This is a genomic window from Neisseria sp. P0009.S010 (assembly GCF_051958545.1).
Lineage (GTDB): Bacteria > Pseudomonadota > Gammaproteobacteria > Burkholderiales > Neisseriaceae > Neisseria > Neisseria subflava_A.
The window spans coordinates 211378-235251 of record NZ_JBQCVH010000003.1 but is presented as its reverse complement, the minus strand read 5'-3'; the positions used below and the strand labels follow the sequence as shown (position 1 = coordinate 235251).

Annotated in this window: 19 protein-coding genes, 1 pseudogene and 1 CRISPR repeat array; of the genes and pseudogenes, 12 read left to right on the top strand and 8 right to left on the bottom strand. The window is 49.5% G+C overall.

All coding sequences use genetic code 11. The features are described from left to right. The first annotated feature begins 52 nt into the window (after window positions 1-52). The 4 genes and pseudogenes from cas2 (at window position 53) to fghA (ending at window position 5504) form a co-directional block, all read left to right on the top strand. The gene (gene cas2 / locus ACTHSN_RS04580) at window positions 53-346 is read left to right on the top strand and encodes a CRISPR-associated endonuclease Cas2 (RefSeq protein WP_070460254.1); all 294 of its coding nucleotides are present in this window, start codon (window positions 53-55) and stop codon (window positions 344-346) included. A gap of 189 nt (window positions 347-535) precedes the next feature. Further along, a CRISPR array of direct repeats spans window positions 536-2834; the repeat unit is 32 nt; unit sequence CCAGCCGCCTTTAGGCGGCTGTGTGTTGAAAC. 343 nt (window positions 2835-3177) lie between these two features. Next, window positions 3178-3438 (top strand): annotated as a pseudogene (locus ACTHSN_RS04575) (CRISPR-associated helicase/endonuclease Cas3); the annotation flags it as partial. A gap of 93 nt (window positions 3439-3531) precedes the next feature. Next, entirely contained in the window at window positions 3532-4668 is a 1137-nt protein-coding gene (locus ACTHSN_RS04570) for an S-(hydroxymethyl)glutathione dehydrogenase/class III alcohol dehydrogenase (RefSeq protein ID WP_070461659.1), read from the top strand. 8 nt (window positions 4669-4676) lie between these two features. Further along, window positions 4677-5504: an S-formylglutathione hydrolase gene (fghA, locus tag ACTHSN_RS04565; RefSeq protein ID WP_107810904.1), complete on the top strand. Its 828-nt coding sequence runs from the start codon at window positions 4677-4679 to the stop codon at window positions 5502-5504. 152 nt (window positions 5505-5656) lie between these two features. Here the strand turns inward: fghA and rtcR are convergent, their stop codons facing one another. Beyond that, the gene (gene rtcR / locus ACTHSN_RS04560; RefSeq protein ID WP_070461661.1) at window positions 5657-7285 is read right to left on the bottom strand and encodes an RNA repair transcriptional activator RtcR; all 1629 of its coding nucleotides are present in this window, start codon (window positions 7283-7285) and stop codon (window positions 5657-5659) included. 1118 nt (window positions 7286-8403) lie between these two features. On the opposite strand from rtcR, the gene ACTHSN_RS04555 reads away from it, so the two are divergent. Beyond that, window positions 8404-9978 (top strand): vWA domain-containing protein, encoded by a 1575-nt coding sequence (locus tag ACTHSN_RS04555; RefSeq protein WP_070461662.1) that lies wholly within the window; start codon window positions 8404-8406, stop codon window positions 9976-9978. A gap of 89 nt (window positions 9979-10067) precedes the next feature. Beyond that, the gene (locus ACTHSN_RS04550; RefSeq protein ID WP_440365124.1) at window positions 10068-11546 is read left to right on the top strand and encodes an RNA ligase; all 1479 of its coding nucleotides are present in this window, start codon (window positions 10068-10070) and stop codon (window positions 11544-11546) included. A gap of 32 nt (window positions 11547-11578) precedes the next feature. Here the strand turns inward: ACTHSN_RS04550 and ACTHSN_RS04545 are convergent, their stop codons facing one another. Further along, window positions 11579-12022, bottom strand: coding sequence for an RpiB/LacA/LacB family sugar-phosphate isomerase (locus ACTHSN_RS04545; protein ID WP_440365123.1), 444 nt, complete (start codon window positions 12020-12022; stop codon window positions 11579-11581). A gap of 86 nt (window positions 12023-12108) precedes the next feature. Here ACTHSN_RS04545 and ACTHSN_RS04540 point away from each other — a divergent pair, with 86 nt between their 5' ends. From ACTHSN_RS04540 to cysI, 4 genes are all read left to right on the top strand, one after another. Continuing rightward, a complete protein-coding gene (locus ACTHSN_RS04540) occupies window positions 12109-12762 on the top strand; it encodes a phosphoesterase (protein ID WP_440365122.1) in 654 nt (217 codons plus the stop codon). A gap of 137 nt (window positions 12763-12899) precedes the next feature. After that, complete coding sequence (nudB, locus tag ACTHSN_RS04535) at window positions 12900-13364, top strand: dihydroneopterin triphosphate diphosphatase (protein ID WP_440365121.1); 465 nt, start codon at window positions 12900-12902, stop codon at window positions 13362-13364. Window positions 13365-13448: 84 nt separating this feature from the next. Continuing rightward, window positions 13449-13982, top strand: a complete 534-nt coding sequence (locus ACTHSN_RS04530) for an inorganic diphosphatase (protein ID WP_440365120.1) — start codon at window positions 13449-13451, stop codon at window positions 13980-13982. Window positions 13983-14153: 171 nt separating this feature from the next. Further along, window positions 14154-15911, top strand: a complete 1758-nt coding sequence (cysI, locus tag ACTHSN_RS04525) for an assimilatory sulfite reductase (NADPH) hemoprotein subunit (RefSeq protein ID WP_440365119.1) — start codon at window positions 14154-14156, stop codon at window positions 15909-15911. A 128-nt stretch (window positions 15912-16039) separates the two neighbouring features. Here the strand turns inward: cysI and ACTHSN_RS04520 are convergent, their stop codons facing one another. From ACTHSN_RS04520 to ACTHSN_RS04495, 6 genes are all read right to left on the bottom strand, one after another. Then, a complete protein-coding gene (locus tag ACTHSN_RS04520; protein ID WP_049332431.1) occupies window positions 16040-16612 on the bottom strand; it encodes a membrane protein in 573 nt (190 codons plus the stop codon). 90 nt (window positions 16613-16702) lie between these two features. After that, window positions 16703-17209, bottom strand: a complete 507-nt coding sequence (locus ACTHSN_RS04515) for a hypothetical protein (protein WP_314597813.1) — start codon at window positions 17207-17209, stop codon at window positions 16703-16705. A 449-nt stretch (window positions 17210-17658) separates the two neighbouring features. Continuing rightward, window positions 17659-19449: an assimilatory sulfite reductase (NADPH) flavoprotein subunit gene (locus ACTHSN_RS04510; protein ID WP_440365118.1), complete on the bottom strand. Its 1791-nt coding sequence runs from the start codon at window positions 19447-19449 to the stop codon at window positions 17659-17661. A gap of 190 nt (window positions 19450-19639) precedes the next feature. After that, on the bottom strand, window positions 19640-19963 hold the full coding sequence (locus ACTHSN_RS04505) for a DMT family transporter (RefSeq protein ID WP_070646415.1): 324 nt from the start codon (window positions 19961-19963) through the stop codon (window positions 19640-19642). A gap of 27 nt (window positions 19964-19990) precedes the next feature. Further along, a complete protein-coding gene (locus ACTHSN_RS04500; RefSeq protein WP_440365117.1) occupies window positions 19991-20860 on the bottom strand; it encodes an ABC transporter six-transmembrane domain-containing protein in 870 nt (289 codons plus the stop codon). Window positions 20861-20871: 11 nt separating this feature from the next. Next, the gene (locus ACTHSN_RS04495; protein ID WP_440365116.1) at window positions 20872-21273 is read right to left on the bottom strand and encodes a MarR family winged helix-turn-helix transcriptional regulator; all 402 of its coding nucleotides are present in this window, start codon (window positions 21271-21273) and stop codon (window positions 20872-20874) included. Between the two features lie 206 nt (window positions 21274-21479). On the opposite strand from ACTHSN_RS04495, the gene yddG reads away from it, so the two are divergent. Both yddG and ACTHSN_RS04485 read left to right on the top strand, forming a co-directional pair. After that, window positions 21480-22394, top strand: coding sequence for an aromatic amino acid DMT transporter YddG (yddG, locus tag ACTHSN_RS04490; protein ID WP_440365115.1), 915 nt, complete (start codon window positions 21480-21482; stop codon window positions 22392-22394). Window positions 22395-22523: 129 nt separating this feature from the next. Then, window positions 22524-23834: a sulfate adenylyltransferase subunit 1 gene (locus tag ACTHSN_RS04485; RefSeq protein WP_440365114.1), complete on the top strand. Its 1311-nt coding sequence runs from the start codon at window positions 22524-22526 to the stop codon at window positions 23832-23834. Window positions 23835-23874: the final 40 nt, after the last annotated feature.

The following is a 23874-nucleotide window of genomic DNA, read 5'->3' as shown; positions in this document are numbered from 1 at the left end:
GATCGGATATTTTCAGACGGCCTTTAAAGCAGCCTGTATATGGGAATACAAAATGCTAATGCTGATTACTTACGATATTTCGTTGGAAGACGCGGACGGACAGGCAAGGCTACGGCGCGTGGCGAAATTGTGTTTGGACTACGGCGTGCGCGTGCAGTATTCGGTGTTCGAATGCGACATCGCGCCCGACCAGTGGGTTGTTTTAAAAGACAAACTCTTGAAAATCTACAACCCTGAAACCGACAGTCTGCGTTTTTACCATTTAGGCAGCAAATGGAGGCGGAAAGTAGAACACCACGGCGCAAGACCGGCAGTAGATGTGTTTAAGGATACGTTGATTGTGTGAATCGCCAACCTGCGGTTCTCATGAAAATGCGGCAGGGTTGGCGAACTGGGATTGTTCTTTAACAATCAGGATATTGCGAATACGGACGCAACGGAAAAGGCTGTGTTATACTCGCATTTCTGCTTTTCTTGGGAGCTTAGCGAAATTGGTGCTGTGAAACCTGATGGAGCAAGGCTTTTGAGAGAGGCCCCAGCCGCCTTCGGGCTGCTGTGTGTTGAAACTTGGTATAAATGTGTTACAAACCTTGATAATCCCCCAGCCGCCTTCGGGCTGCTGTGTGTTGAAACTTGGTATAAGTGTGTAACGAGCCTGGATAATCCCCCAGCCGCCTTCGGGCTGCTGTGTGTTGAAACTTGGTATAAGTGTGTAACGAGCCTGGATAATCCCGCCCAGCCGCCTTCGGGCTGCTGTGTGTTGAAACCAAAATGGTGCAAAGGTCGGCAGTTAAGAGATATCCAGCCGCCTTCGGGCTGCTGTGTGTTGAAACATTGGAGATTCTCCTTACTCATAATTTCACTTACCCAGCCGCCTTCGGGCTGCTGTGTGTTGAAACCATAAAAACGCAGAGCGGTTCATAGCTGATTTGTCCAGCCGCCTTCGGGCTGCTGTGTGTTGAAACTATAAAAGCTGTTACCAACTTGGCCCGGATAACGCCAGCCGCCTTCGGGCTGCTGTGTGTTGAAACAGCAACAAGATAGCCTGAATACGCATTACAAAAATCCCAGCCGCCTTCGGGCTGCTGTGTGTTGAAACAAATGCTCGAAAGCAGCTTTATCGACTAAGCCGGCCAGCCGCCTTCGGGCTGCTGTGTGTTGAAACACTCAAAAAATTGGTTTGTCAACTCGCTATGGTTTGCCAGCCGCCTTCGGGCTGCTGTGTGTTGAAACAGGCAAAGCAGCATAAGCAGATGTGGCCAGTGACCCAGCCGCCTTCGGGCTGCTGTGTGTTGAAACAAGGTGTGTATGTTTTGAAACGAGATTGCGTACAACCAGCCGCCTTCGGGCTGCTGTGTGTTGAAACAAGTTGCTTCAGTGCTTTGCGTATCAGCAATATAAGCCAGCCGCCTTTAGGCGGCTGTGTGTTGAAACTTAGTATAGGGTTTATACATGCGCAATATATCCCCCCAGCCGCCTTTAGGCGGCTGTGTGTTGAAACTTAATATAGGGTTTATACATGCGCAATATATCCCCCCAGCCGCCTTTAGGCGGCTGTGTGTTGAAACACATAGCCCGCAAACACATTTTTTAAACATTTCCCCAGCCGCCTTTAGGCGGCTGTGTGTTGAAACTCGCCAAACAGTGCGTCCATCGCGCCCAATCGGTCCCAGCCGCCTTTAGGCGGCTGTGTGTTGAAACGGAATCCGCTGATTGATGCGGTGTGTAATGCCGTCCAGCCGCCTTTAGGCGGCTGTGTGTTGAAACGTTGAAAAATCCTGCCAGCTTCTCAAGCTCGTTGACCAGCCGCCTTTAGGCGGCTGTGTGTTGAAACATCCGTGCCGCATCCATGCTTGCTGAAGAAATTTCCAGCCGCCTTTAGGCGGCTGTGTGTTGAAACATTGCTTCTGCCGCGATAGTCTCGCCGTCCGAATCCAGCCGCCTTTAGGCGGCTGTGTGTTGAAACCGTTTAAAAAAGAATGATAAAGAAATTCTCGATTCCAGCCGCCTTTAGGCGGCTGTGTGTTGAAACATTATGGCGGTCAGCGAGAAACAATGCTGGTTGAACCAGCCGCCTTTAGGCGGCTGTGTGTTGAAACTGCTGCCGGTCGGCCGCAACCTCTACAAAGAGTACCAGCCGCCTTTAGGCGGCTGTGTGTTGAAACAAAACATGGGCAGAATTTAAAACATGGGTAGATGCCCAGCCGCCTTTAGGCGGCTGTGTGTTGAAACCATCACAAAATGCAACGGAAAGGATTTGCAACAGGCCAGCCGCCTTTAGGCGGCTGTGTGTTGAAACACATAGCCCGCAAACACATTTTTTAAACATTTCCCAGCCGCCTTTAGGCGGCTGTGTGTTGAAACGGGGGCGGCTAAAGATGAAGAGAAGCGTTTTTAACTGACCAGCCGCCTTTAGGCGGCTGTGTGTTGAAACGGGGCGGAGGAAGGCAGATTTTGCAGTTTCTCCACCCAGCCGCCTTTAGGCGGCTGTGTGTTGAAACGTCATTTAGAGGTAAAGCCAGATATAAAAATGGACCCAGCCGCCTTCAGGCGGCTGTGTGTTGAAACTTGTGATTCCTCTAAAGAACAACCGCAAAAGACAATCAGCCGCCTTCAGGCGGCTGAGTGTTGAAACTTTTAATTGTTGCAGCAAATTAACCAGCTTATAGAGTCAGCCGCCTTCAGGCGGCTGTGTGTTGAAACTTCGCGCATCAGGCGCGTGCCGATGCGCGTGAACCCAGCCACCTTCGGGCGGCTGTGTGTTGAAACCGCAAGGGCGATATGATCGTGATTTCCAACCGTCCAGCCACCTTCAGGTGGCTGTGTGTTGAAACCGCCCATGATGCTAAAGCAACCTTGGAAAAGCTTGACAGCCACCTTCGGGTCGCTGTGTGTTAAAACTCTAGCAGCTACAAACTTTATGCCGACCTATCCCGTCAGCAGCCTTCGGGAGGCTGTGTGTTCAAATATCGTCCAAGCAGGCCGCTCTTCTTTTGATCCTTCGCTTTCCGAGGCCTTAGTGAAAGCAGTAGAGGATATTAGAAGCAAGTTATAAAGGTTAATCAATAACAATGCCGTCTGAAAAAGTTTCAGACGGCATTTTTTCTATTTACATATTAAATTTAATATCATATTATCATTGTATCTGTATCAATTTGAATTTTTTAGAATTTCAATATGAAACCCCTAATTTACTACGTCCATTCCGTCCAATATGAACTCGGCAATCTCTTACCTTACGAACATTGGCAAACCTTATAAAGCGATTCGGTAAATGTTGGCGAAATGGTGGCGGAGTTTGCCCGAGTTTTTGGGGCACAGGAAATTACCTGTTAAACGGGACAGATTCATGACTTAGGGAAATATTCGGAAGCCTTTAATTATCGATTGCATGGCGATCCTTCAGGTGATCATGCTACCGCCGGAGCGAAAATTGCAAAAATGCTTGCTTTAGAGTGGAGGTCAAAGTATAACCTGTGGTTATCTTACTTAGGCTAGATAACTTTATTAATGAATTAAAAGGCAAAAATAATGGAAACGAAACAAACCAATTCAACCATCAAATCGCGTGCGGCGGTGGCATTCGCCCCAAATCAACCCTTACAAATTGTGGAAATCGACGTAGAAATGCCGCACAAAGGCGAGGTGTTAATTCGTAACACGCACACTGGCGTGTGCCACACTGATGCATTTACGTTATCAGGAAGCGATCCGGAAGGCGTATTTCCTGTGGTGCTTGGGCATGAAGGTGCGGGTGTGGTCGTTGCTGTGGGCGAAGGTGTGTCAAGCGTAAAACCGGGTGATCATGTCATTCCTCTTTACACCGCTGAATGTGGCGAATGTGAGTTTTGCCGTTCAGGTAAAACTAACTTGTGCGTCTCAGTGCGTGATACACAAGGTAAAGGTTTAATGCCGGACGGTACGACGCGTTTTTCTTATCAAGGTCAGCCGATCTATCACTATATGGGCTGTTCGACCTTCAGCGAATACTCAGTTGTTGCCGAAGTTTCACTGGCAAAAATCAACCCAGAAGCCAACCACGAACAAGTATGTTTGCTCGGCTGCGGCGTTACTACAGGTATTGGTGCGGTACATAATACGGCAAAAGTGCAAGAAGGCGACTCTGTTGCCGTGTTTGGCTTGGGGGCGATTGGTTTGGCGGTGGTGCAAGGTGCGCGTCAAGCCAAAGCGGGTCGCATTATCGCTATTGATACCAATCCTTCAAAATTCGAGTTGGCAAAAAAGTTCGGTGCAACGGATTGTTTAAATCCGAACGATTACGATAAACCGATCAAAGATGTGTTGTTAGACATCAATAAATGGGGCATTGACCATACCTTTGAATGTATCGGCAATGTAAACGTAATGCGTCAAGCATTAGAAAGTGCGCACCGTGGCTGGGGACAATCCATTATCATCGGCGTAGCGGGTGCGGGACAAGAAATTTCAACTCGTCCGTTTCAGTTGGTAACAGGTCGTGTTTGGAAAGGCACGGCATTTGGTGGCGTGAAAGGTCGCTCTGAACTTCCGAAAATGGTGGAAGATTCAATGAAAGGCGACATCCAGTTGGAACCATTTGTGACCCACACAATGACACTCAATCAAATCAATGAAGCCTTTGAGTTAATGCACGAAGGTAAATCGATCCGCGCTGTTATTCATTACTAAGGTATGCGATGAAACTGATTGAACAACATCAAATTTTTGGTGGTTCGCAACAAGTTTGGGCACATGATGCCCAAACGCTTCAATGCGAAATGAAATTTGCCGTCTATTTGCCGGATAATCCAGAGAATCGACCGCTTGGTGTGATTTATTGGCTTTCCGGCTTAACGTGTACGGAACAAAATTTCATTACCAAATCGGGCTTTCAGCGTTATGCGGCAGAACATCAAGTGATTGTGGTTGCCCCCGATACCAGCCCTCGCGGAGAGCAAGTGCCGAACGATGCTGCTTATGATTTAGGGCAGGGTGCGGGTTTTTATCTTAATGCGACCGAGCAGCCTTGGGCGACGAATTATCAAATGTATGATTATATTTTGAATGAGTTGCCTGGTCTGATTGAGGAAAATTTCTCTACCAACGGCAAACGTTCCATTATGGGACATTCAATGGGCGGACATGGCGCATTGGTATTGGCACTGCGAAACCGGGAACGTTATCAAAGTGTTTCTGCCTTTTCGCCCATTTTGTTGCCAAGTCTCGTGCCTTGGGGGGAGAAAGCCTTTTCTGCCTATTTAGGAAAAGATCGCGAAAAATGGCAGCAATATGATGCCAACTCGCTCATTCAACAAGGCTATAAAGTGCAAGGTATGCGCATTGATCAGGGCTTGGAAGATGAGTTTTTGCCGACACAATTGCGTACCGAAGATTTTATTGAAACCTGTCGTGCGGCAAATCAACCGGCCGATGTGCGCTTCCACAAAGGCTATGATCATAGCTATTACTTCATCGCCAGTTTTATTGGCGAGCATATTGCCTATCATGCGGCATTTTTGAAGTAAACCAAAGAAGTGATTCGTGAATCGACCAAACGTTGGTATGAACGTTAATTTTTTATGTTAACGAAAATAAAAGGCATCGGATTGATGCCTTTTATTTTTTTATAAATGATGAAAAATGATGCTATCAAAATGAGCTAGCTTGCACACTCTATTCAAATATCCCCCCATTCCAGTCCAAACCGTTGCAAATACTTTCTCAATCGGTCGCTGTCATTGACTTTTGCCCTTTCTGTTCGGGAGACGTTGAACAATGCACGACCAGCAGCGGCCATGTTGGGGTGTTTGCGGCATTCATCGATAACGTGTTGCAGTTGTAGTTTGTCGAACAAATCCAATGTGTCCCAATCGACTTTATCGGGGTAGTCTTGTGCTTTTTCAGACGGCCTTTTATGTAGGAGGCCGTCTGAAAAGGGTTCTTCCGACCATAACCATTTGAGGCGTTCGATTTCGGCTTGGACTTGTTCTACCTGTATCCTGCCTTGAGGTGCGAGTGTGGCCAGGCGCATGATGCTGGCGGCGAGGTCGCGGAAGTTGCCGCGCCATGGTGCTTGGTCTGAGTGGGAGAAGTCGAGGTAGGCGGCCAGGGCTTCTTTGTTGAAGCGGGTGGTTCGGCCGAGTTCTTGCGAGGCTAGGGCAAGCTGGTGTTCGACGTTGGGCTCGATGTCTTCGCGACGATTAGCGAGTGCAGGCAGTGGGTAATTCCAGATGTTGATGCGGGCGAACAGGTCTTCGCGGAAGCGTCCGGCGCGGATTTCGTGGCGCAGGTCGCGGTTGGTGCCGGCGATGAGTTGGAAGTCGCTTTTGACTTCGCTGTCGCTGCCGACGGGATAAAAGTGTTTTTCTTCAATGGCTTTGAGCAACATGGCTTGCTCGTCTAAGCCCAATTCTCCGATTTCATCTAAAAATAATACGCCGCCGTCGGCAGTTTTTAGATAGCCTTCACGTTTTTCTGCGGCGCCGGTAAAGGCGCCTTTTTTGTGGCCGAACAGGGCAGATGCCGCGCCGTCGCCGCGAAGGGTGGCGCAGTTTACATCGATAAATGTGCCTTTAATCAGATGGCGCGCTTTTTTCAATTCAAAAATCCTGCGTGCCAACATGGATTTGCCTGCGCCTGTCGGGCCGGAAAGCAGAATGGGGGAAGGGGAGTTGAGTGCGACTTGTTCGATTTCGGCAATCATGCGGTTGAAGGCGGCGTTTTGGGTGGAAATGCCGCTTTTCAGGTAGCGCACTGCATCGTCGCGTACGGCGGCAAGGCGTTCGGCCAGTACATCGTAACGAGCCAAGTCCAAATCGATGATTTCATAACTGCCGACATTGCCGTCCTCCATACTGCGTCTTTGGTTTTTGGGAGGGGCGGTTTGTAACAGTACGCCGGGGATTTGACGCGATTCCACCAATAAAAACAGGCAGATTTGGGCAACGTGTGTACCTGTCGTGATGTGGGTGAGATAGGTTTCTTCTTCTGTATCAAATGGATAGCTCGCCGCCCAATCGTGCAGCTTGGTATAAACCTCGGAGAAGTCCCACGGGTTTGCCAGCTCCATAGGCACGAGATTGACGACTGTGTGCGGCGATACCTGCTGAATATCGGCTTTTACATGATCAGCCAGTTCGCGGTATTTTTCCGCATAAAACAGCTCCATGCGGTCAAGATGAAAATCCTGACGCTGATTCATGGCGACATTCGGCCGCCACTTCTGCCAACGCCCTTGACCGAAACCGCTGTCCAATACCGTACCGAGAAAGCTGACGGCGACTTGTTTTTTAGGGATAGTATTCATGTTTCAGACGGCCTTTAAATTATTTTTTCCAATACAAATTTGCTGTTTATTTAACCGCAAGCATTTGTCCAAATCATCGAATCTCATTATATATCCTTATATATTTTATTTTCTATATAACTATCTATAAATATATTTTTTAGTATTCTACGCTTCTTGTCGATAAAAGCTACTTTAAAATATATTTTCTTTATATTCAATCAATTAAAAATTATTTTTATAAAAATTTTATTCTTGGCACACTGTTGGCTGTGTTGTGAATGTAACGATACAGCAGATGCTTCGGGAAATACAGTTACCGGAGAAAAATTTTCCGTAAATTTAGTTGCTGTGTGGTTACAGGGCGAATGCCAACAAGACTACATTTGGATTAACAGGTTCGAATCCTGTCTCGTCTGATAGACGTTGAACGTCTTGTTTATTTAGTCGCCCACCCTTTTCCAATATGGCAGGCAAATGCCTGGGGAAACTACAACATGGATATCCTTATGTCGCAGGTTCGAGTCCTGTCTCTGTTGTTCCAAATAGCAGAGTAGCTCAGTTGGTAGAGCCAAGGCATGTTTCCCTTAAAAACTTGTTGCGTGCCATATTACTTTTACGGCAGCAGGCGGATGCTTGAAGAGAGTACATTAACTTATCACGTTAAAACCGTTTCTCTTCACTTTTAGCCGCTACGCTGCCACCCATGCAAGGCCGTCTGAAATATTCAGGCGGGCTGATATAAAAACTGTTTTTGGTGCAAACGGCAAATGCCGGAGGAATTAAAGCCTGCTAAGCGCGAGGTCGCGGGTTCGAGTCCCGTCTCTGCCGCCAACTATGGCAGAGTAGTTCAGTGGATAGAGCGCGTAAAAATTTCTCCACTCTTTGTTGCCCAATGTACCACCCCTTATGGGCGAATGCCATTAGGATTACATTCCTTCCTTGCTACAAACCCGAATGATCCTAATTAAACTGGTCGCCCTACGGCAGTAGGCGGATGCCCGGAAGAGAATACATTAGCTTTCAGTTAAAAACGCTTCTCTTCATCTTTAGCCGCCACACTGCCACCCATTCAAGGCCGTCTGAAAAACAAAGCTAAAACAAGTTCAGACGGCCTCAAACCAACAATATGAAAGAAAATGAAAATGGCTAATACTACCTTGTTTCAATCGATTAAAAACCGTTTTACTAAAACCGATACCTATAATGAAGCCGGCGGCATCGCCTACACGCTGACGTCCAAACAACAGCTGGCCCAACTTGCCGCTACCGGTTGTCTGAACAATACCTACTATGCCGATGCCCAAAGTCAGCTTGACCAAGTGTTGAAATTGGCAGAAAGCCTGGATGCCGAGTTTATCGCCAAAACTGCCGTATATGCCCGTCAAAAAGGTTTGATGAAAGATATGCCTGCGCTGTTGCTTGCCGTGTTGGCGCAAAAAGACGTGAACATGCTCGCCCGCGTATTCGACCAAGTAGTGGACAACGGTAAAATGTTGCGTAACTTCGCACAAATTATCCGTAGCGGAGCAGTCGGCAGAAAATCTTTCGGCAACCGTCCGAAAAAGCTGATGCAGACTTGGCTTTTGACTGCCACCGAAAAACAACTGTTGAACGCCGCCATCGGCAATTCGCCGTCGCTGGCAGACGTGGTCAAAATGGTGCACCCCAAACCGCGAGAGGCATGGCGTGCCGCATGGTTTGCATGGCTGATCGGCAAACCTTACGATCGCGAAGCATTGTCGCCCATTACCCGTGCTTTTGAAGATTACAAACAAAGCCGAGAAGGCGAATTGCCCAACGTTCCTTTCCAAATGCTTACAGCTTTAGACTTGAACTGCGGTGACTGGGCGCAAATCGCCCGCAACGGCTCATGGCAGCAGGTTCGCCAAAACCTGAACACTTTCCTGCGCCATGAAGTATTTGCCAAAAGCAAAAACATCAAAATGGTGGCAGAAAAACTGCGTGACGAAACCGCCATTGCCCGCGCCCGCGTCCTGCCTTACCAATTGCTGACCGCGTATCAGGCAACATCTGACCAAATGCCGTTTGAAATCCGCGAAGCCCTGCAAGATGCGATGGAAACTGCCGTACAAAACGTACCGGCAATCCAAGGCAAAGTCGTGGTTTGCCCGGATGTATCCGGCTCCATGCACAGCCCGGTTACCGGCTATCGCGGCAGTGCGTCCACCAAAACCCGCTGCATCGACATTGCCGCACTTGTGTCCGCTGCCATGTTGCGTACTAATCCGCAAGCCCGCGTGATACCGTTTGAGCAAATCACGGTAAACGTGAAGCTCAACCCACGCGACAGCATCATGACCAACGCCGAAAAACTCGCCAATATCGGTGGAGGCGGAACAGCATGTAGCGCACCGCTTGCCATGTTGAACCGTGAAAAAGCTGAAGTGGATTTGGTCGTCATCGTGTCAGACAACGAAAGTTGGGCAGATGACAGCCAACGATGGGGTGGTAAAACCAGTCTGATGAAAGAATGGGACATCCTGAAAAAACGCTGTCCCGAAGCCAAACTCGTTTGCCTGGATATCCAGCCTTACACCAAGGCTCAAGCACGAAACCGTCACGATATCTTGAACATCGGCGGCTTCTCCGACCAAGTGTTTGCCCTGATTGGTTCCTTTGCCGAACGAGGTATGGGTACAGATTTCTGGGTAGATGAGATTGAGAAAACGCCGCTGGCAGCTGTGAACTGAAGCTAAGGCCGTCTGAAAAAAGGGTAGAAATATTTTTTCAGACGGCCTATTTATTCAGGACAAGCTGAGAACAAGAATAAGGAAACAAAATGCAAAAATTTATCTTAATACGCGGTCATCAGGGTTCGGGAAAATCGACTTTTGCCGAACAAAAAGCCGCCGAATTTAAAGCGCAGTATCAGGATGCGGAAGTTGTCCGTATTGAAAACGATTTGTTTATTACCGATGAATACGGTGAATATCGTTGGTCGGGCGAAGCGGTGGATAAGGCGCAGAAATGCGGCAATGCCTTGATGACTGAAACCTTGAGACTTGGACGCCAAAATCCGAATCGAAATATTTTGATCATTAATTCCAATACCAACCAAAAAGCTTCGCGTTGCCGCCATTTGTTGGATTTGGCGAAAAAAAGCGGTTTTGAAACAGAAATCTACCGTATGCACAATTTCTATCCCAACCTGCACGGTGTGAAAGAGCATGACGTGTTGGCGGCTTATATCAAGTTGAACCAAAACCGCGTGGCAAACGAAATCCACGTCGATGCCGAGCAGCCGGCAAATGCGGAGCAGTTAGAAAAAATCGAACAGATGCAGGCTGTCGAGCATAAGCCGCTGGTGTTTGATGAGGCGCAGCAAACCTTTGTGACCGATCACTATCTGCAACACAGCAGCCGTAATTTTACAGCCAAAGCATCCAAGCGTTATCCCGAATTGCGCGTGTTGAAATACGCCCGCAGCGTGTTCTATAACAAACGCTTTGATGATGCGTTGCTGGAAATGCGCGGTTTGATTATCGATGCGCATAATCGAATCATCGTGCGCCCGTTTAAAAAAGTGTTCAATTATTCGGAACGTATTGCCAAAGGCAGCCGCTATCCGATACGAATTAGTGACGAGAGGCTGGTGGACGCGGTGGTGAAAGTAAACGGCTTCCTCGGCTGCTGCACTTTCGTCTCGCTTTCAGACGGCCATCCGTCTCATGGCGCGACGTTTGACGGCAAAGTGCTGTATTCGACTACCGGTTCGCTCGATAGCGCGTTCGCGGACATGACCGCCGCACACTGCGCGCAATACGAAACCCTGTTCCGCGCTTATCCGAACCATACTTTTTTGTTTGAAATCACAGACGCGAAAGACGTACACATCATCCGCGAAGAACTGGGGGAAACCTTAATCGGCTGCATTGATGTGGCGACCGGTCGTCAGTTTAGCGAAGCGGAATTGGACGAAATCGGCAAACAATACGGCGTACGCCGTCCTGAAATGTTGAAAAACATTACATTCGGCGAGCTGAAAGGCCGTCTGAAAAACGTGGAACACGAAGGCTTTATGGTGTTTGATGCCCAAACCGGCGAAATGCTGTTCAAACTCAAATCGCCGTATTACCTGATTTCCAAGTTTTTAGGACGAAGCAACGAGGGGAATATCGGCCGCAAACTCGACAAACGCCACGTCGATGAAGAGTTTTACCCCTTAATCGACTACATCCACGAGCATCAGGAAGCGTTCAATGCTATGCCGGAATTGGATAAAATCGCGTTCATTCAGGCGTTTTTGAGACAGTTGTAAGGCCGTCTGAAAATATATGGAGCAACACGTATTTATTTTCCGCGCTCGTATGCTTCGATTTCTCCGACTTTAGGCGCATAGCTGCTGCTTGTGTCGTGGCGCAAATCCAACCAAATATCGACCAATGCCCAAGCGGCCGGCGCGGCAATCACGTTTTGCCCCATACATAAAACTTGCGCGTTATAGTTTTCCACCGAGCCGCGGACAGTAAGCAAATCATGTGCTGTCGCCGCTCGTATGCCGCGCACTTTATTGGCGGCAATTGCCGTGCCCACGCCGGTGCCGCAAATCAATAGCGCACGGTCGGCGCGTCCTGCCGCGACTTCTTCGGCCGCGGCAAACGAGAGTTGCGGATAGGTTCCTTCGGGCGAGGATAAATCGACCAAGCTGCTGACGCGCGGGTCGTTTTGCAGATGCGCTTTGAGCGCGTCCTTCAATATTGCGCCGTTGGCCGGCGCGGCAATAACCAAACGCATAAAAACTCCTTGAAGCACACAATAAACATTACTCAGCATACGCCCGCGCGTGATACGATTCAAGCCTGCAACGCAGAAAGCACGGTATGAGCAAAATCTACTTCACATCAGACCTACATTTCTCACATAAAAACATTGCCAAATTCTGCCCGCAATTTCGACCGTTCGATAACTTGGAGCAGATGGATGAATTTTTAATCCGGACATGGAATGAAACCGTTACGCCTGAAGATACGGTGTACAACTTGGGCGATTTTTCCTTTGCCCAAGACCATAAGCAGATAGAGCGCGTTTTGTCGCGTTTGAACGGGCAACATCACTTGATTTACGGCAATCATGATCATGTGATTCGGCAGCATGCCGATTTTTTCCGCAGCCAAACCAAGCATGACGGTCATCCGCTGCTGTCGTCCATACGGCCGTATTTGAAACTCAAATTGCCGGAAATTAAGAATACGCTGGTTCTTTTTCACTATCCGATACAGGAATGGGACGGCTGCTATCAGGGTTGGTATCACTTGTACGGCCATTTGCATGACAGGGTTGCGGAAATCAAAGGGCGTGCTTTAAATGTCGGATTTGATTTGCACGGCCGCTTTTTGACGGCGCAAGACGTCGATAAGTTTTTGTGTGATTTACCTAAAATTTCGTATTTTGGCGAAGCAGGGTTGAAGGCCAATTCGCCGGAAGAAGCGGCAGAGCTGGTGTCTCGGAAACTGGCGCAGTTAAATCAGGTATAATTTCAGACGGCCTTTGCGGATTTCCGGCAAAGGCCGTCTGAATATCAATTTCCCATTGTTGAGTGATACATGGAAAACCTTTTGGCTTACTTACTACAAAAAATCAGCCTCCCCAACCAAATCGGCAAGGACAAGTCATGAGCGGTAAGCCTTTGAAGTATCCCGTTTCCGCTTTGGTCGTCTTGCATGATAAAGACGGCAATATCCTGCTGATTGAACGTACGGCGCCGCAAGGTTTTTGGCAGTCGGTTACCGGCAGTTTGGAAGAGGGTGAGCGTATCGAAGAAACCGCATGGCGCGAAGTGTGGGAAGAAACCGGTATCCGCCTTGCAGACGGCCAGCTGGAAAACTGGCATGACAGCACCGTTTATGAAATCTATCATCACTGGCGCCATCGCTATCCCAGAGGCGTTTTTGAAAACCGCGAACACATCTTCTCCGCCCAAATTCCGCGCGATACGCCCATCATGTTACAACCGGACGAACACGTTGCCTACGGTTGGTTTGGCGTAGAAGAAGCGGCGGAAAAAGTGTTTTCGCCTTCCAATAAACGCGCAATTTTAGAACTGGTCAAAAGGCTGAATGCCAAAAAGGCCGTCTGAATACGACAGTTTCACATTTTCAGACGGCCTTGGGTTTGCTATACTTTCGCCGTTTGACTCTCTTTAAAATCAAAGGAAACCATCATGGCAGACTTCAACAAAATCCTGACCCCGGGCGATGTGGACGGCGGCATCATCAACGTTGTCAACGAGATCCCCGCAGGCAGCAACCACAAAATCGAATGGAACCGCAAACTGGCCGCTTTCCAACTCGACCGCGTTGAACCGGCAATTTTCTCCAAACCGACCAACTACGGCTTCATTCCGCAAACTTTGGATGAAGACGGCGACGAATTGGACGTATTGCTGGTGACCGAGCAGCCTTTGGCAACCGGTATTTTCCTGGAAGCACGCGTTATCGGCGTGATGAAATTCGTTGACGACGGCGAAGTGGATGACAAAATCGTCTGCGTTCCAGCCGACGACCGTAACAACGGCAACGCCTACAAAACTTTGGCCGATTTGCCGCAACAACTGATCAAACAAATCGAGTTCCACTTCAACCACTACAAAGACCTGAAAAAAGCAGGTACTACCAAAGTTGAATCTTGGGGTGATGTAGAAGAAGCGAAACAAGTCATCAAAGAATCTATCGAGCGTTGGAACAAACAAGCCTAATCGGTTTGTCCCATCCAATATTAAGGCCGTCTGAAAGCAAAGTTCAGACGGCCTTTTTATGTTTCAAACCGATATATAACAAAATCGTCTTTAAAACAAACAAACCATTCTTTCTCATTTTCAGACGGCCTCATTAAAGTAACGCCTATACCAAAAATAAGGAGTGCTTCAATGACTGCTACCACAACCAACCCGCGAGCTAAGCTGCCTGAGACGCCTTTGTCCGGCAACGAAGCCTTGAAAGAGCGCAGCGATTATCTGCACGGTACGATTAAGGAAGAGTTGAAAGACGATTTTACCGGCGGCTTTACTGCCGACAACTTTCAACTTATCCGCTTCCACGGTATGTATGAACAGGACAACCGCGATATCCGTGCCGAGCGTACTGAACAAAAACTTGAGCCTTTAAAAAACATGATGTTGCGTTGCCGTTTACCCGGCGGCATCATTACGCCGAAGCAGTGGCTGGGTATCGACAAATTTGCCGGTGAAAATACGATTTACGGTTCCATCCGCCTGACCAACCGTCAAACTTTCCAATACCACGGCATTCTGAAAACCGATTTAAAACAGGCACATCAGGCATTGCATAAACTTGGTTTGGATTCCATTGCCACAGCCAGCGATGTCAACCGCAATGTGTTGTGCACCAGCAATCCTGTACAAAGTACTCTGCACCAAGAAGCCTATGAATGGGCGGCGCGCATCAGTATGCACCTCCTGCCGCGTACCATGGCATATGCCGATGTCTGGCTGGACGGCGAAAAAGTGTTCTCGACCGAGCCGACCGAGCCGCGCAATAAAGAAATTGCCGACGATGTAGAGCCGATTTTGGGTAAAACCTATTTGCCGCGCAAATTCAAAACTGCCGTCGTGATTCCGCCCGATAACGATGTGGACATTCATTCCAACGATTTGGGTTTTGTGGCGATTGCAGAAAACGGCAGGTTGGTGGGCTTCAATGTATTGGTCGGCGGCGGTTTATCCAGCGAACACGGTAATACCAAAACCTATCCGAATACTTCTTACGAATTTGGTTTCGTTCCGCTCGAATACACCCTTAACGCCGCCGAAGCTGTCGTCAGCACTCAGCGCGACTGGGGCAACCGCAGCGACCGCAAAGCAGCGCGTACACGCTATACGCTGCAACGCGTCGGCGTGGATGTGTTCAAAGAAGAAGTTGAAAGACGCATGGGTATTAAGTTTGAACCCATCCGCCCTTATGAATTCACTCATCGCGGCGACCATATCGGCTGGGTACAAGGGCATGAAGGCAACTGGCATTTGACTTTGTTTATTGAAAACGGCCGTCTGCTCGATTATCCCGGCAGGCCGTTGAAAACCGGCGTGCGCGAAATTGCCAAAATCCATCCCGGCGACTTCCGCCTGACAGCCAATCAAAATCTGGTGGTTGCCAATGTGCCGCCGGAATTGAAAGATACGATTGATAAAATCGCCAAAGAGCATGGATTAATCAGCAAATCGATTACCATCCAGCGTGAGAACTCGATGGCCTGCGTTGCCTTGCCGACTTGCCCGCTGGCGATGGCGGAGGCTGAGCGTTTCCTACCGACATTCTCCGATAAAATCGACGCAATGTTCGCTAAATATGGCTTGGAAGACGAATACATCGTTTTGCGCGTAACCGGTTGCCCAAACGGTTGCGGCCGCGCCATGCTGGCGGAAATCGGTTTGGTCGGTAAAGCGGTCGGCCGCTACAACCTTTACGCAGGCGGCAACCGCGAAGGCACCCGCATTCCGCGCCTGTTTAAAGAAAACATTACCGAACCTGAAATCCTTGAAATTGTCGAAGGCTGGGTGGCAGATTGGTCTCGAAGCCGTTTGGATGATGAAGGTTTTGGCGATTTCGCCATCCGTACCGGCATCGTCAAGCCCGTATTGGACGCTCCGCGAGACTTTTGGGCATAACGCATACAAACAGACCCGACAAGTCTGCAATAAAAAAATAGAGAAAACCAAAGGCCGTCTGAAAATCTGATTTTCAGACGGCCTTTTATATTGGGAGCGTTTATATCAAAGATGGAATATAAACCGGATCAGCGACGGCGGCCAAAGCCCCGCCCCATGCTTGGGCGGCGGTAGTTGGAAGGCTGACGCGCGGTTTCGCGGTAACGCTGTTGCTGTTGAGCGTTTTGTTGTTGCGCACGCAGGGTGCGTGTATTCAGCTGTTGGCTGGTGCGTCCGTTTGGACGTGCGGTTTGATAATAGTTGGCACGGGCTTGACGGGCAATCGGGCTGTTTTGATTGCGTGCCTGTGTGAATTTGTTGGCCAATGCGTTGCCGATAAAGGCACCGGCTGCCGCACCCACCAAGCTTTGCAGCAGCCAGCTGCCGGTGGATTGGTCGTAGATGTATTGTTGGCCGTCTGTACCGGTTACCGGTTGGCCGTTGTTGCCGTTGGCTTGTGCTTCGGCAGGAATGGTGTCTTTCACGGCTTCAGGCGTGAGCTGGTAAACCGTATTGTCTTCTTGTTGGCCGTTTTGTTGTGCCAACTGTTGTTGCAATGCTTCGATTTGTTTTTGTTGCTGCTCAAGCTGCGCTTGGGTATTGTCTTTGCAGGCAGCGAGGGCAAAAGTGGAAAGGGCGGCTAAGGCAATCAGTTTTTTCATTGTTTTTCCTGAGAGAGGTTTGTCTTTGCCGAGATTTCGGCGGAGTGTGTTTGCCTAATATTAAACCATTTCCCTGTTTTTCAAGTGGTTTTACAAAATAATATTGGAAAGTTGCGCTGCAAATGCACGGCTGTTGGCAGCCAGATTGCCCAATGCAGGCATTTCGTGTTCGGTTTCGATAATCAGCAGGTTGGCAGGGCGGCGGGTGTGCAGGGACATTTGCATTTCAGCGGGAGAGAAGGACATGTGATGGCGTTTGGCGAAAGCTTCGGCGCGTTTGTTGGCGGTTTTGAGCATAGGCAGCAGGGTAATATCCAAATGGAAACGGCGTACGCCCAGAACCAAAATACGCGCTGCGAAGAAATCCGCTTCATCAGTAAAAACGCTGGGGCTGCTTTGATTGAAGTCGTGGCGCTCTGCGGCAATCAAAGTCGCGATGGTGCGCACTTGCGGAATCAGGGCTTCGCTGATGAGGCTGTCAGGCGAATCGGGCAAAGTGTGCATGTTGAGCATACTGTTGTGGCTGTTGCTGTCAACGACCATGCGGCAGGTGTGTAACATTTGGGTTTGGCTGTGGATTTTAGTTGAAGCGGTCATGGCTGTATTCCTTATTTCTTAAAAATGGGTGGATTTAAGCGGCCATGGTGGGTATAAAAAAAGCCGCTCAAATGAGGCGGCTCTAATTTGCGTATTTTCAATTTAGTCTGTTTCAGACAAGCGCAAAAAAGTACCGCACGTTTGTGTGGTACCAATAGAAGAAAGTAGCAGAGCGTTGCGCGGTTTGCATGATGAAAATACGTCTTTAATGTATAAAAGAATAAAGCGTAGTTTAAAACAAGAATGCCAGTAATTTCAATATCCAATCGACAAAACCCACCAATAAATCTACAAGTTGTTGTAATCCTTCCAATTTATTTTCTTTCGAGTGAGTCAAATTTGCACAATTATAATGCAAAACCGGGTAAATTGATAACAATCCGAGCTGGCTCTTTAAAAAGGCCGTCTGAAATTCAGCTTTCAGACGGCCTTTATTTTTGTTTATCCAATCAATAAACGTCACGTTGGTAGCGTTTGTCTTCGCGCAGGTCGTTGAGGTAGTCTTCGGCTTCGTCGCGGCTGAGTTTGCCTTGGGTTTCGATGACTTCGATCAGGGCGTTTTCGACATCGCGTGCCATGCGTGCGGCGTCGCCGCAGACGTAGATGTGTGCGCCTTGTTGCAGCCAGTTCCAAACTTCGGCGGAGTGTTCAGCGATTTTGTGTTGGACGTAGACTTTGTGTTCGCCTTGGCGGCTCCATGCGAGGTCGGCGCGGGTGAGGAGGCCGTCTTTACGCCATTCGCTCCATTCGAGTTGGTAGAGGAAGTCGTCGGCCAGGCGTTGGTTGCCGAAGAAGAGCCAGTTTTTGCCGCTGTCGCCATTGGCGGCGCGTTGTTGCATGAATGAGCGGAAGGGGGCGACACCTGTGCCTGCGCCGATCATGATGATGGGGGTGTCGCCGTTTTGAGGCAGGCGGAAGTTGGGGTTGGGTTCGACAAAGACGCGGACTTCGCTGCCTTCTTCGAGGCGTTCGCCTAAGTAGCCGGATGCTGCGCCGGTGTAGGTGTGGTCGTGGTGGTCGAAACGGACGACGCCTACGGTAAGGTGGACTTCTTCGCCGACTTCGTCTTGTGCGGAGGCGATGGAGTAAAGGCGCGGGGTTTGTGGGCGGAATAGGCTGTATAGGGTTTGTGCATCCAGTGGGTGTGGATGGGCGGCAAATACGCCGACGGGCGGTGTGGCGGAGAGGTAGGCGTCTAGTTGGGCTTTATCTGCGGCTATGGTTTTGAGTTCTCCGTTGTTTGATAAATCGGCGTATTGTTGGACGAAGGCGGGTGTGTTTTGGGTAATGTCTGCGGATTCGGTCAGGGCGGTGCGGATGTTGGTTTCGCGGCCGTCTGAAAGTTGGATGGTTTCGCTGCCGGTCAGTTGGTTGAGGTTGAGGATTTCTTGAACGAGGTCGGCGGCATTCAGCGGCCATACGCCGAGCGCGTCGCCTGCCTGATAATGCAAACCTGAGCCGCTGAGGTCGATTTCGATGTGTTCGACGTCTTTTTCTGCATCACGCGAGGTGATTTTTTGGCGCACGGATAGGGTGGCTGTGTAGGGGTTTTCTTTGGTGTACACGGTGCCGCTGCTTGGGGTTGCCGGGCTGTATGCTGCGGTGTTTGCACTAGGGCTTGCTGCTTGGGCGGTCAATTCGGCTACTTTGGGTACGACGGCGGCTACCCATGCGTCGGCATTTGCTTGGAACTCTAAGTCGCAAATGCCCAAGTCGTTCAGACGGCCTGCGCCCAGTTCGGCAAATTTGGCATCAAAGTCTTTGCCTGCTTGGCAGAAGTTTGGATAGGAGGAATCGCCAAGGCCCAAGACGGCAAAGGTCAGTTTGCTGAGGTCGGGTTTCTTTTTGCCGTAGATGAATTTGTACAGGGGTAGGGCTTCTTCGGGTGGTTCGCCTTCGCCTTGGGTGGAGGTAACTAAAAGCACGATGTCTTCGTCGGGCAGGGTTTTGCTTTTGAAATCGCCTACGCTGCTGAGGCGGGCTTCTACGCCGGCGGCTTGAAGTTTGGCGCGTAAGGATTCAGCAACGCTGCGGGCATTGCCGGTTTGTGAGGCGGAGAGGACTAATACGCGGCGGCTGACTGTCGAGGCGGCTGTTTGCAGGGCAGATGGTTGGGTTGCTATACCGGATATGCCTTGGCTTTGCGCCCAGCAATAGCCGGAGAGCCAGGCAAGTTGGGTGGGGGATAGTGTGGAGAGTTGGGCGGAGAGTTCGGGTGGAAGCGGATTGGCTTGGCTCATTTGGATTCCTTTGTTGGACGGCTATAACCGATTGTTTGAATAATGGACAGTCGCCACTTTAAACAGGCCGTCTGAAAAAAGGAAAGAATGCTTGGTTTTAATTTAAGATGATTTCGTTATATTCGGGAAGGTATTAGGCCGTCTGAACAAGCATATTCAGACGGCCTTGGATTGGATAGAAACGAGATTTTCAGTTTCCGCTGGAGAGTTTCATCACTACGACGCCGGAGATGATGAGAAATGCGCCGAGCCAGCGGCCGATATTGGCGGCATCGTTGAAAAATACAACTCCCACTAAAAATGCCCCTGCCGCGCCTATGCCTGTCCAGACGGCGTAGGCTGTACCCATCGGAATACTTTTTTGGGCAAGGTAAAGGAGGTATCCGCTACCGGCGATGCAGGCAAAAGCGGCGGCAAAGCCATGCCAGCGGTAGCCTTCCTGTTGTGCCAGCTTTAAGCCCAATGGCCAGCCGATTTCCAGCATACCGGCTAAGATTAAATAAAACCAACTCATAATATATCCTGATAGTGTGTTAAGGTTTCAGACGGCCTTGGAAAGATTGTTTTCTTCCGAGAGTTCAACGCGTTGTCCGATATCTTTTAAATTGGAGTATTGTTCGACCAAGCGCGGTACATCGTCCAAGCTCATTGCAAACATCCATAAATAAGTGCTGACGGAATAGATATGGCCGGCACTGCCATAGCCTTTAAGTGTCATGTGTATAAAGGCGAAGCCGAACAATATGCTCATCGCTATGCCGATACTGAGATAGCCTAAGGCTTCGCGGTTGGAAATCAGCACGCGTAGTTTGGCAACCCAGCCGTAGTGGCGGTAGAGCTGATGTTCGTTGCCGTCGCGGATAAAGTGATTGTCGCGTTCAAGCCGGTTGTTTAAACGGAAATATAGGTTTTCGCTGATGGCGGCAAAACGCGGCAGCAACCATAAAAACAGGGCAAGTATCGCGACAGCCAATACGCCCACCCGAAATTCCAATATCAGCAACATCATACATGCACCGAAGATGGAGACCAGCGAAGTAGCAGCGATGGGCAGGTGTTCTTCAAAAAAACTGACAAACTCACGCGATAGGGCGACGCGTGCAGTAATGGCGGAATGCGGTACTTCTCGCTTGCGCTGTTCCAAAACGACCGGGACGGCTATTTCAGTATAGATCTGGGTAAATGTGCGCGTATCGGCTATCCTGCGGGCGGCACCGATTATCCACATTAATAAAACCACCACACCATACAACATTGCCTGCCAGACGTTGCCTTCCATAACGGCATTAATCGCCCAGCCGCCAAACACGGGATATACCAGCAAGAGCAGATTATCCAAGCCGACGAGAGAGAAGGTTGTGATTAGTTTGCGGCGGTGTGTTTGACCGATGTGTTTCAACATTTTCCACATGGTTGCCCTCCTTATTTAGTATTGAGGGTTTGCGCCATTAATTCGGCCAATGCGTCCAAATCGGCAAACAGTCGGGCTGCACGTTTTTCACCGAAGGCGGTAAAAATTCGTTTGCTGAATTCCTGCATGTTTTGCACCAATGGGGCGGCAGATTTCTTGCCTTGCTCGGTCAGCGATAATAAGCGTTCGCGTTTGTCTTGTTCGCTTTTGTGAAATATCAGCAAGCCTTGTTCTGCCAGCGTTTTGCATGTGCCGGAAACGGTTTGCTTGGGCAGGCTCCATTCTTCGCCTATGTATTTTTGAGTGCGGCTGCCTTCGGTGGCCAAGGTGTAGAGAACGGCAAAGGTATTGTAGTTGGTGTTTTGCTGTTTAATCCATTGATCAAACGCGCTGTCTATGTGGCTGATACGCATGCCGAGTTAGTCGAGCTGATTCATAAATTGGTCTCAATATTGACTAATTGGGTGTGGATTATAGTCATGTTTAGGACTAATTGCAAATAGAAGGCCGTCTGAAACAATCATTTTCAGACGGCCTTGAAACCGTTAAAATAATTAATGTAGAAACGATATATTCAAACTACGATAAACCTAATAAAACCATCTTCAACACATACGCCATGATTCATTTCTTATCTCAAAATATTTCATCCAAACAAGCCACTGCCATCGGGCTGCTTGCCGTTGCCTTGTGGAGCTTCGTCATTTCTCTGATACGCTCTTTGAGTCTGCATATGGGGGCAGTGGGCGGCGCGGCAATGATGTACACCTTGTCCACCGTATTGATTTGGCTGATTTTCGGCCGGCCGCATTTGCGCAATTACAACCGCAGCTATTTGTTTTGGGCAAGCGTGTTTTTTGTCGGCTGCGAATTATGTTTGTCGCTGTCGGTCGGTTTCGCGCAAAACGCAAGACAGGCGGTGGAAATCGGCATGGTCAATTATTTGTGGCCGACGTTTACCATCGTCGGGGCGGTATATTTCAACAAACAGCCGTCAAAATGGTGGATAGTCATCGGCTTTGTGCTGTCGTTTTTAGGGATTGCCACTGTATTGGGCGGCGATGTCGGTTTGTCGGTTTACGGTATTTACCACAATGTCCGCACCAATCCCGGCGGCTACATCATGGCATTTGCGGACGCAGTGTTTTGGGCGGCATATTGTACGCTGACGGCGCGCGTGAAAGCGGAAGGCAGCAGCGTCGGCTTCTTCTTTGCGCTGGTGTCTATACTGTTGTGGATAGAGTATTTTCTCAGCGGCGCGGATACGTTGAGTTTTGATTCTGTATCGCTCGGCTATGCCGTTGCCGCCGCGTCTTGTATGGGCTTGGGCTATGCAGTGTGGAATATCGGTATTTCGCGTGGCAACCTGACCGTATTGGCGGGTGCATCTTATTTCATTCCGGTATTGTCTGCGGTAGTGTCCTCGTTTTTGATCAGCGCGCCTTTGTCCATGACGTTTTGGCAGGGTGCGGGAATGGTGTGCTTAGGGTCGATTGTGTGTTGGTTGGCGACCCGGAGAAAACAGATGGCGTGAGGCAATATCCCATAGCTTCGCGATATAACGAAAACAGCTTTTTTAACAACCAAACATTCTTTCCCATTTTCAGACGGCCTGTTTAAAGTAGCAGTCAGTTTGAGAAATCACGAGAAATGGAAAAGAATCATGACCGCAGCTTCCGCTCCGCTTTTGCGCTTCATTACCGCCGGCAGTGTCGATGACGGCAAATCCACCCTCATCGGCCGCCTGCTCTACGACAGCAAAACCTTACTGACCGACCAGATTGACAAGCTTAACCGTGCTGCCGAAAACGGTGAAACGCCCGACTTTGCCAGCCTGACAGACGGCCTTGCCGCCGAGCGCGAACAAGGCATTACCATTGACGTGGCCTATCGTTATTTCGCCACGCCCAAACGCAAATTCATCATTGCCGATACGCCGGGACATGAGCAATACACGCGTAATATGGTTACCGGCGCATCGACTGCCGATGCCGCCATTATTTTGGTTGATGCCACACGCGTCGATTTTTCAGGTAATGAACCTGTCCTCCTGCCCCAAACCAAACGCCACAGCGCAATTCTGAAACTCTTGGGCTGCCCCAACATCATCGTCGCCGTGAACAAACTCGACTTGCTCGACTTTGACGAAGCCAAATATCAAGCCATTACCGAAGCCTACCGCAAACTGGCGGAACAAATCGGCCTCCAAGCACAAATCCACTTCCTGCCCATCAGCGCCTTGAAAGGCGACAATATCGTCAATGCCAGCAGCCAAACCCCGTGGTATCAAGGTTTGCCGCTTTTGCCTTTGCTTGAAAGCCTGCCTGTCAACCGCCAAAACGCCGCCGACCAAGCCACCCACTTCCCCGTACAGCGCGTCGCACGGCAAGACGGCAGCAGCAGCGACGACTTCCGCGGCTATCAAGGCAGGCTGGAAGCAGGTCGTCTGAAAACCGGAGACGAAATCAAAGTCCTGCCTAGCGGACACACCGCCAAAATCGCCGAAATCTACAATCCAAACGGCAAAACCGAATCTGCCGAGGCAGGGGAAGTGTTGACTGTCGTTTTGGATACCGATATCGATATTTCACGCGGCAACAGTATTGTTTCAGCCGACAGCGCCATTGTTCCCGAACAACAATTTCAAGCCGCGCTTTGCTGGTTTGACGATATTCCGCTCAATCTGCGCCGCAAATATTTGCTGAAGCACACTACCCAAACCACGCCCGTAAAAATCAGCGAAATTGCCTATGTTTGGGACGTGAACACCCTCAGCCGCGTCGAATCCGCCGAAACGCTCAAGCTCAACGACATCGGCAGCGTCAGCCTCAAAACCCAGCAGCCGCTTTCTGCTGCCGCATACGAAGACAACCATGCACAAGGCGCGTTTATTTTGATTGACGAAGCCACCAACCATACTGTCGCAGCAGGCATGATACGCAAAGTCAGTGAAACAAACAGTTTTGAAATTTAAAAGAAAGTTGCAATAAAAAAAGGCCGTCTGAAGTTTCAGA

Excerpts from the sequence above, each read along its gene's own strand:
- ACTHSN_RS04505 (WP_070646415.1), bottom strand. The coding sequence starts at position 19,963 with ATGAGTTGGTTTTATTTAATCTTAGCCGGTATGCTGGAAATCGGCTGG.
- ACTHSN_RS04550 (WP_440365124.1), top strand. The coding sequence starts at position 10,068 with ATGCAAAAATTTATCTTAATACGCGGTCATCAGGGTTCGGGAAAATCG.
- ACTHSN_RS04485 (WP_440365114.1), top strand. The coding sequence starts at position 22,524 with ATGACCGCAGCTTCCGCTCCGCTTTTGCGCTTCATTACCGCCGGCAGT.
- cas2 (WP_070460254.1), top strand. The coding sequence starts at position 53 with ATGCTAATGCTGATTACTTACGATATTTCGTTGGAAGACGCGGACGGA.
- ACTHSN_RS04515 (WP_314597813.1), bottom strand. The coding sequence starts at position 17,209 with ATGACCGCTTCAACTAAAATCCACAGCCAAACCCAAATGTTACACACC.
- ACTHSN_RS04495 (WP_440365116.1), bottom strand. The coding sequence starts at position 21,273 with ATGCGTATCAGCCACATAGACAGCGCGTTTGATCAATGGATTAAACAG.
- ACTHSN_RS04520 (WP_049332431.1), bottom strand. The coding sequence starts at position 16,612 with ATGAAAAAACTGATTGCCTTAGCCGCCCTTTCCACTTTTGCCCTCGCT.
- ACTHSN_RS04510 (WP_440365118.1), bottom strand. The coding sequence starts at position 19,449 with ATGAGCCAAGCCAATCCGCTTCCACCCGAACTCTCCGCCCAACTCTCC.
- ACTHSN_RS04540 (WP_440365122.1), top strand. The coding sequence starts at position 12,109 with ATGAGCAAAATCTACTTCACATCAGACCTACATTTCTCACATAAAAAC.
- fghA (WP_107810904.1), top strand. The coding sequence starts at position 4,677 with ATGAAACTGATTGAACAACATCAAATTTTTGGTGGTTCGCAACAAGTT.
- cysI (WP_440365119.1), top strand. The coding sequence starts at position 14,154 with ATGACTGCTACCACAACCAACCCGCGAGCTAAGCTGCCTGAGACGCCT.
- ACTHSN_RS04555 (WP_070461662.1), top strand. The coding sequence starts at position 8,404 with ATGAAAATGGCTAATACTACCTTGTTTCAATCGATTAAAAACCGTTTT.
- rtcR (WP_070461661.1), bottom strand. The coding sequence starts at position 7,285 with ATGAATACTATCCCTAAAAAACAAGTCGCCGTCAGCTTTCTCGGTACG.
- ACTHSN_RS04570 (WP_070461659.1), top strand. The coding sequence starts at position 3,532 with ATGGAAACGAAACAAACCAATTCAACCATCAAATCGCGTGCGGCGGTG.
- ACTHSN_RS04530 (WP_440365120.1), top strand. The coding sequence starts at position 13,449 with ATGGCAGACTTCAACAAAATCCTGACCCCGGGCGATGTGGACGGCGGC.
- ACTHSN_RS04545 (WP_440365123.1), bottom strand. The coding sequence starts at position 12,022 with ATGCGTTTGGTTATTGCCGCGCCGGCCAACGGCGCAATATTGAAGGAC.
- ACTHSN_RS04500 (WP_440365117.1), bottom strand. The coding sequence starts at position 20,860 with ATGTGGAAAATGTTGAAACACATCGGTCAAACACACCGCCGCAAACTA.
- yddG (WP_440365115.1), top strand. The coding sequence starts at position 21,480 with ATGATTCATTTCTTATCTCAAAATATTTCATCCAAACAAGCCACTGCC.
- nudB (WP_440365121.1), top strand. The coding sequence starts at position 12,900 with ATGAGCGGTAAGCCTTTGAAGTATCCCGTTTCCGCTTTGGTCGTCTTG.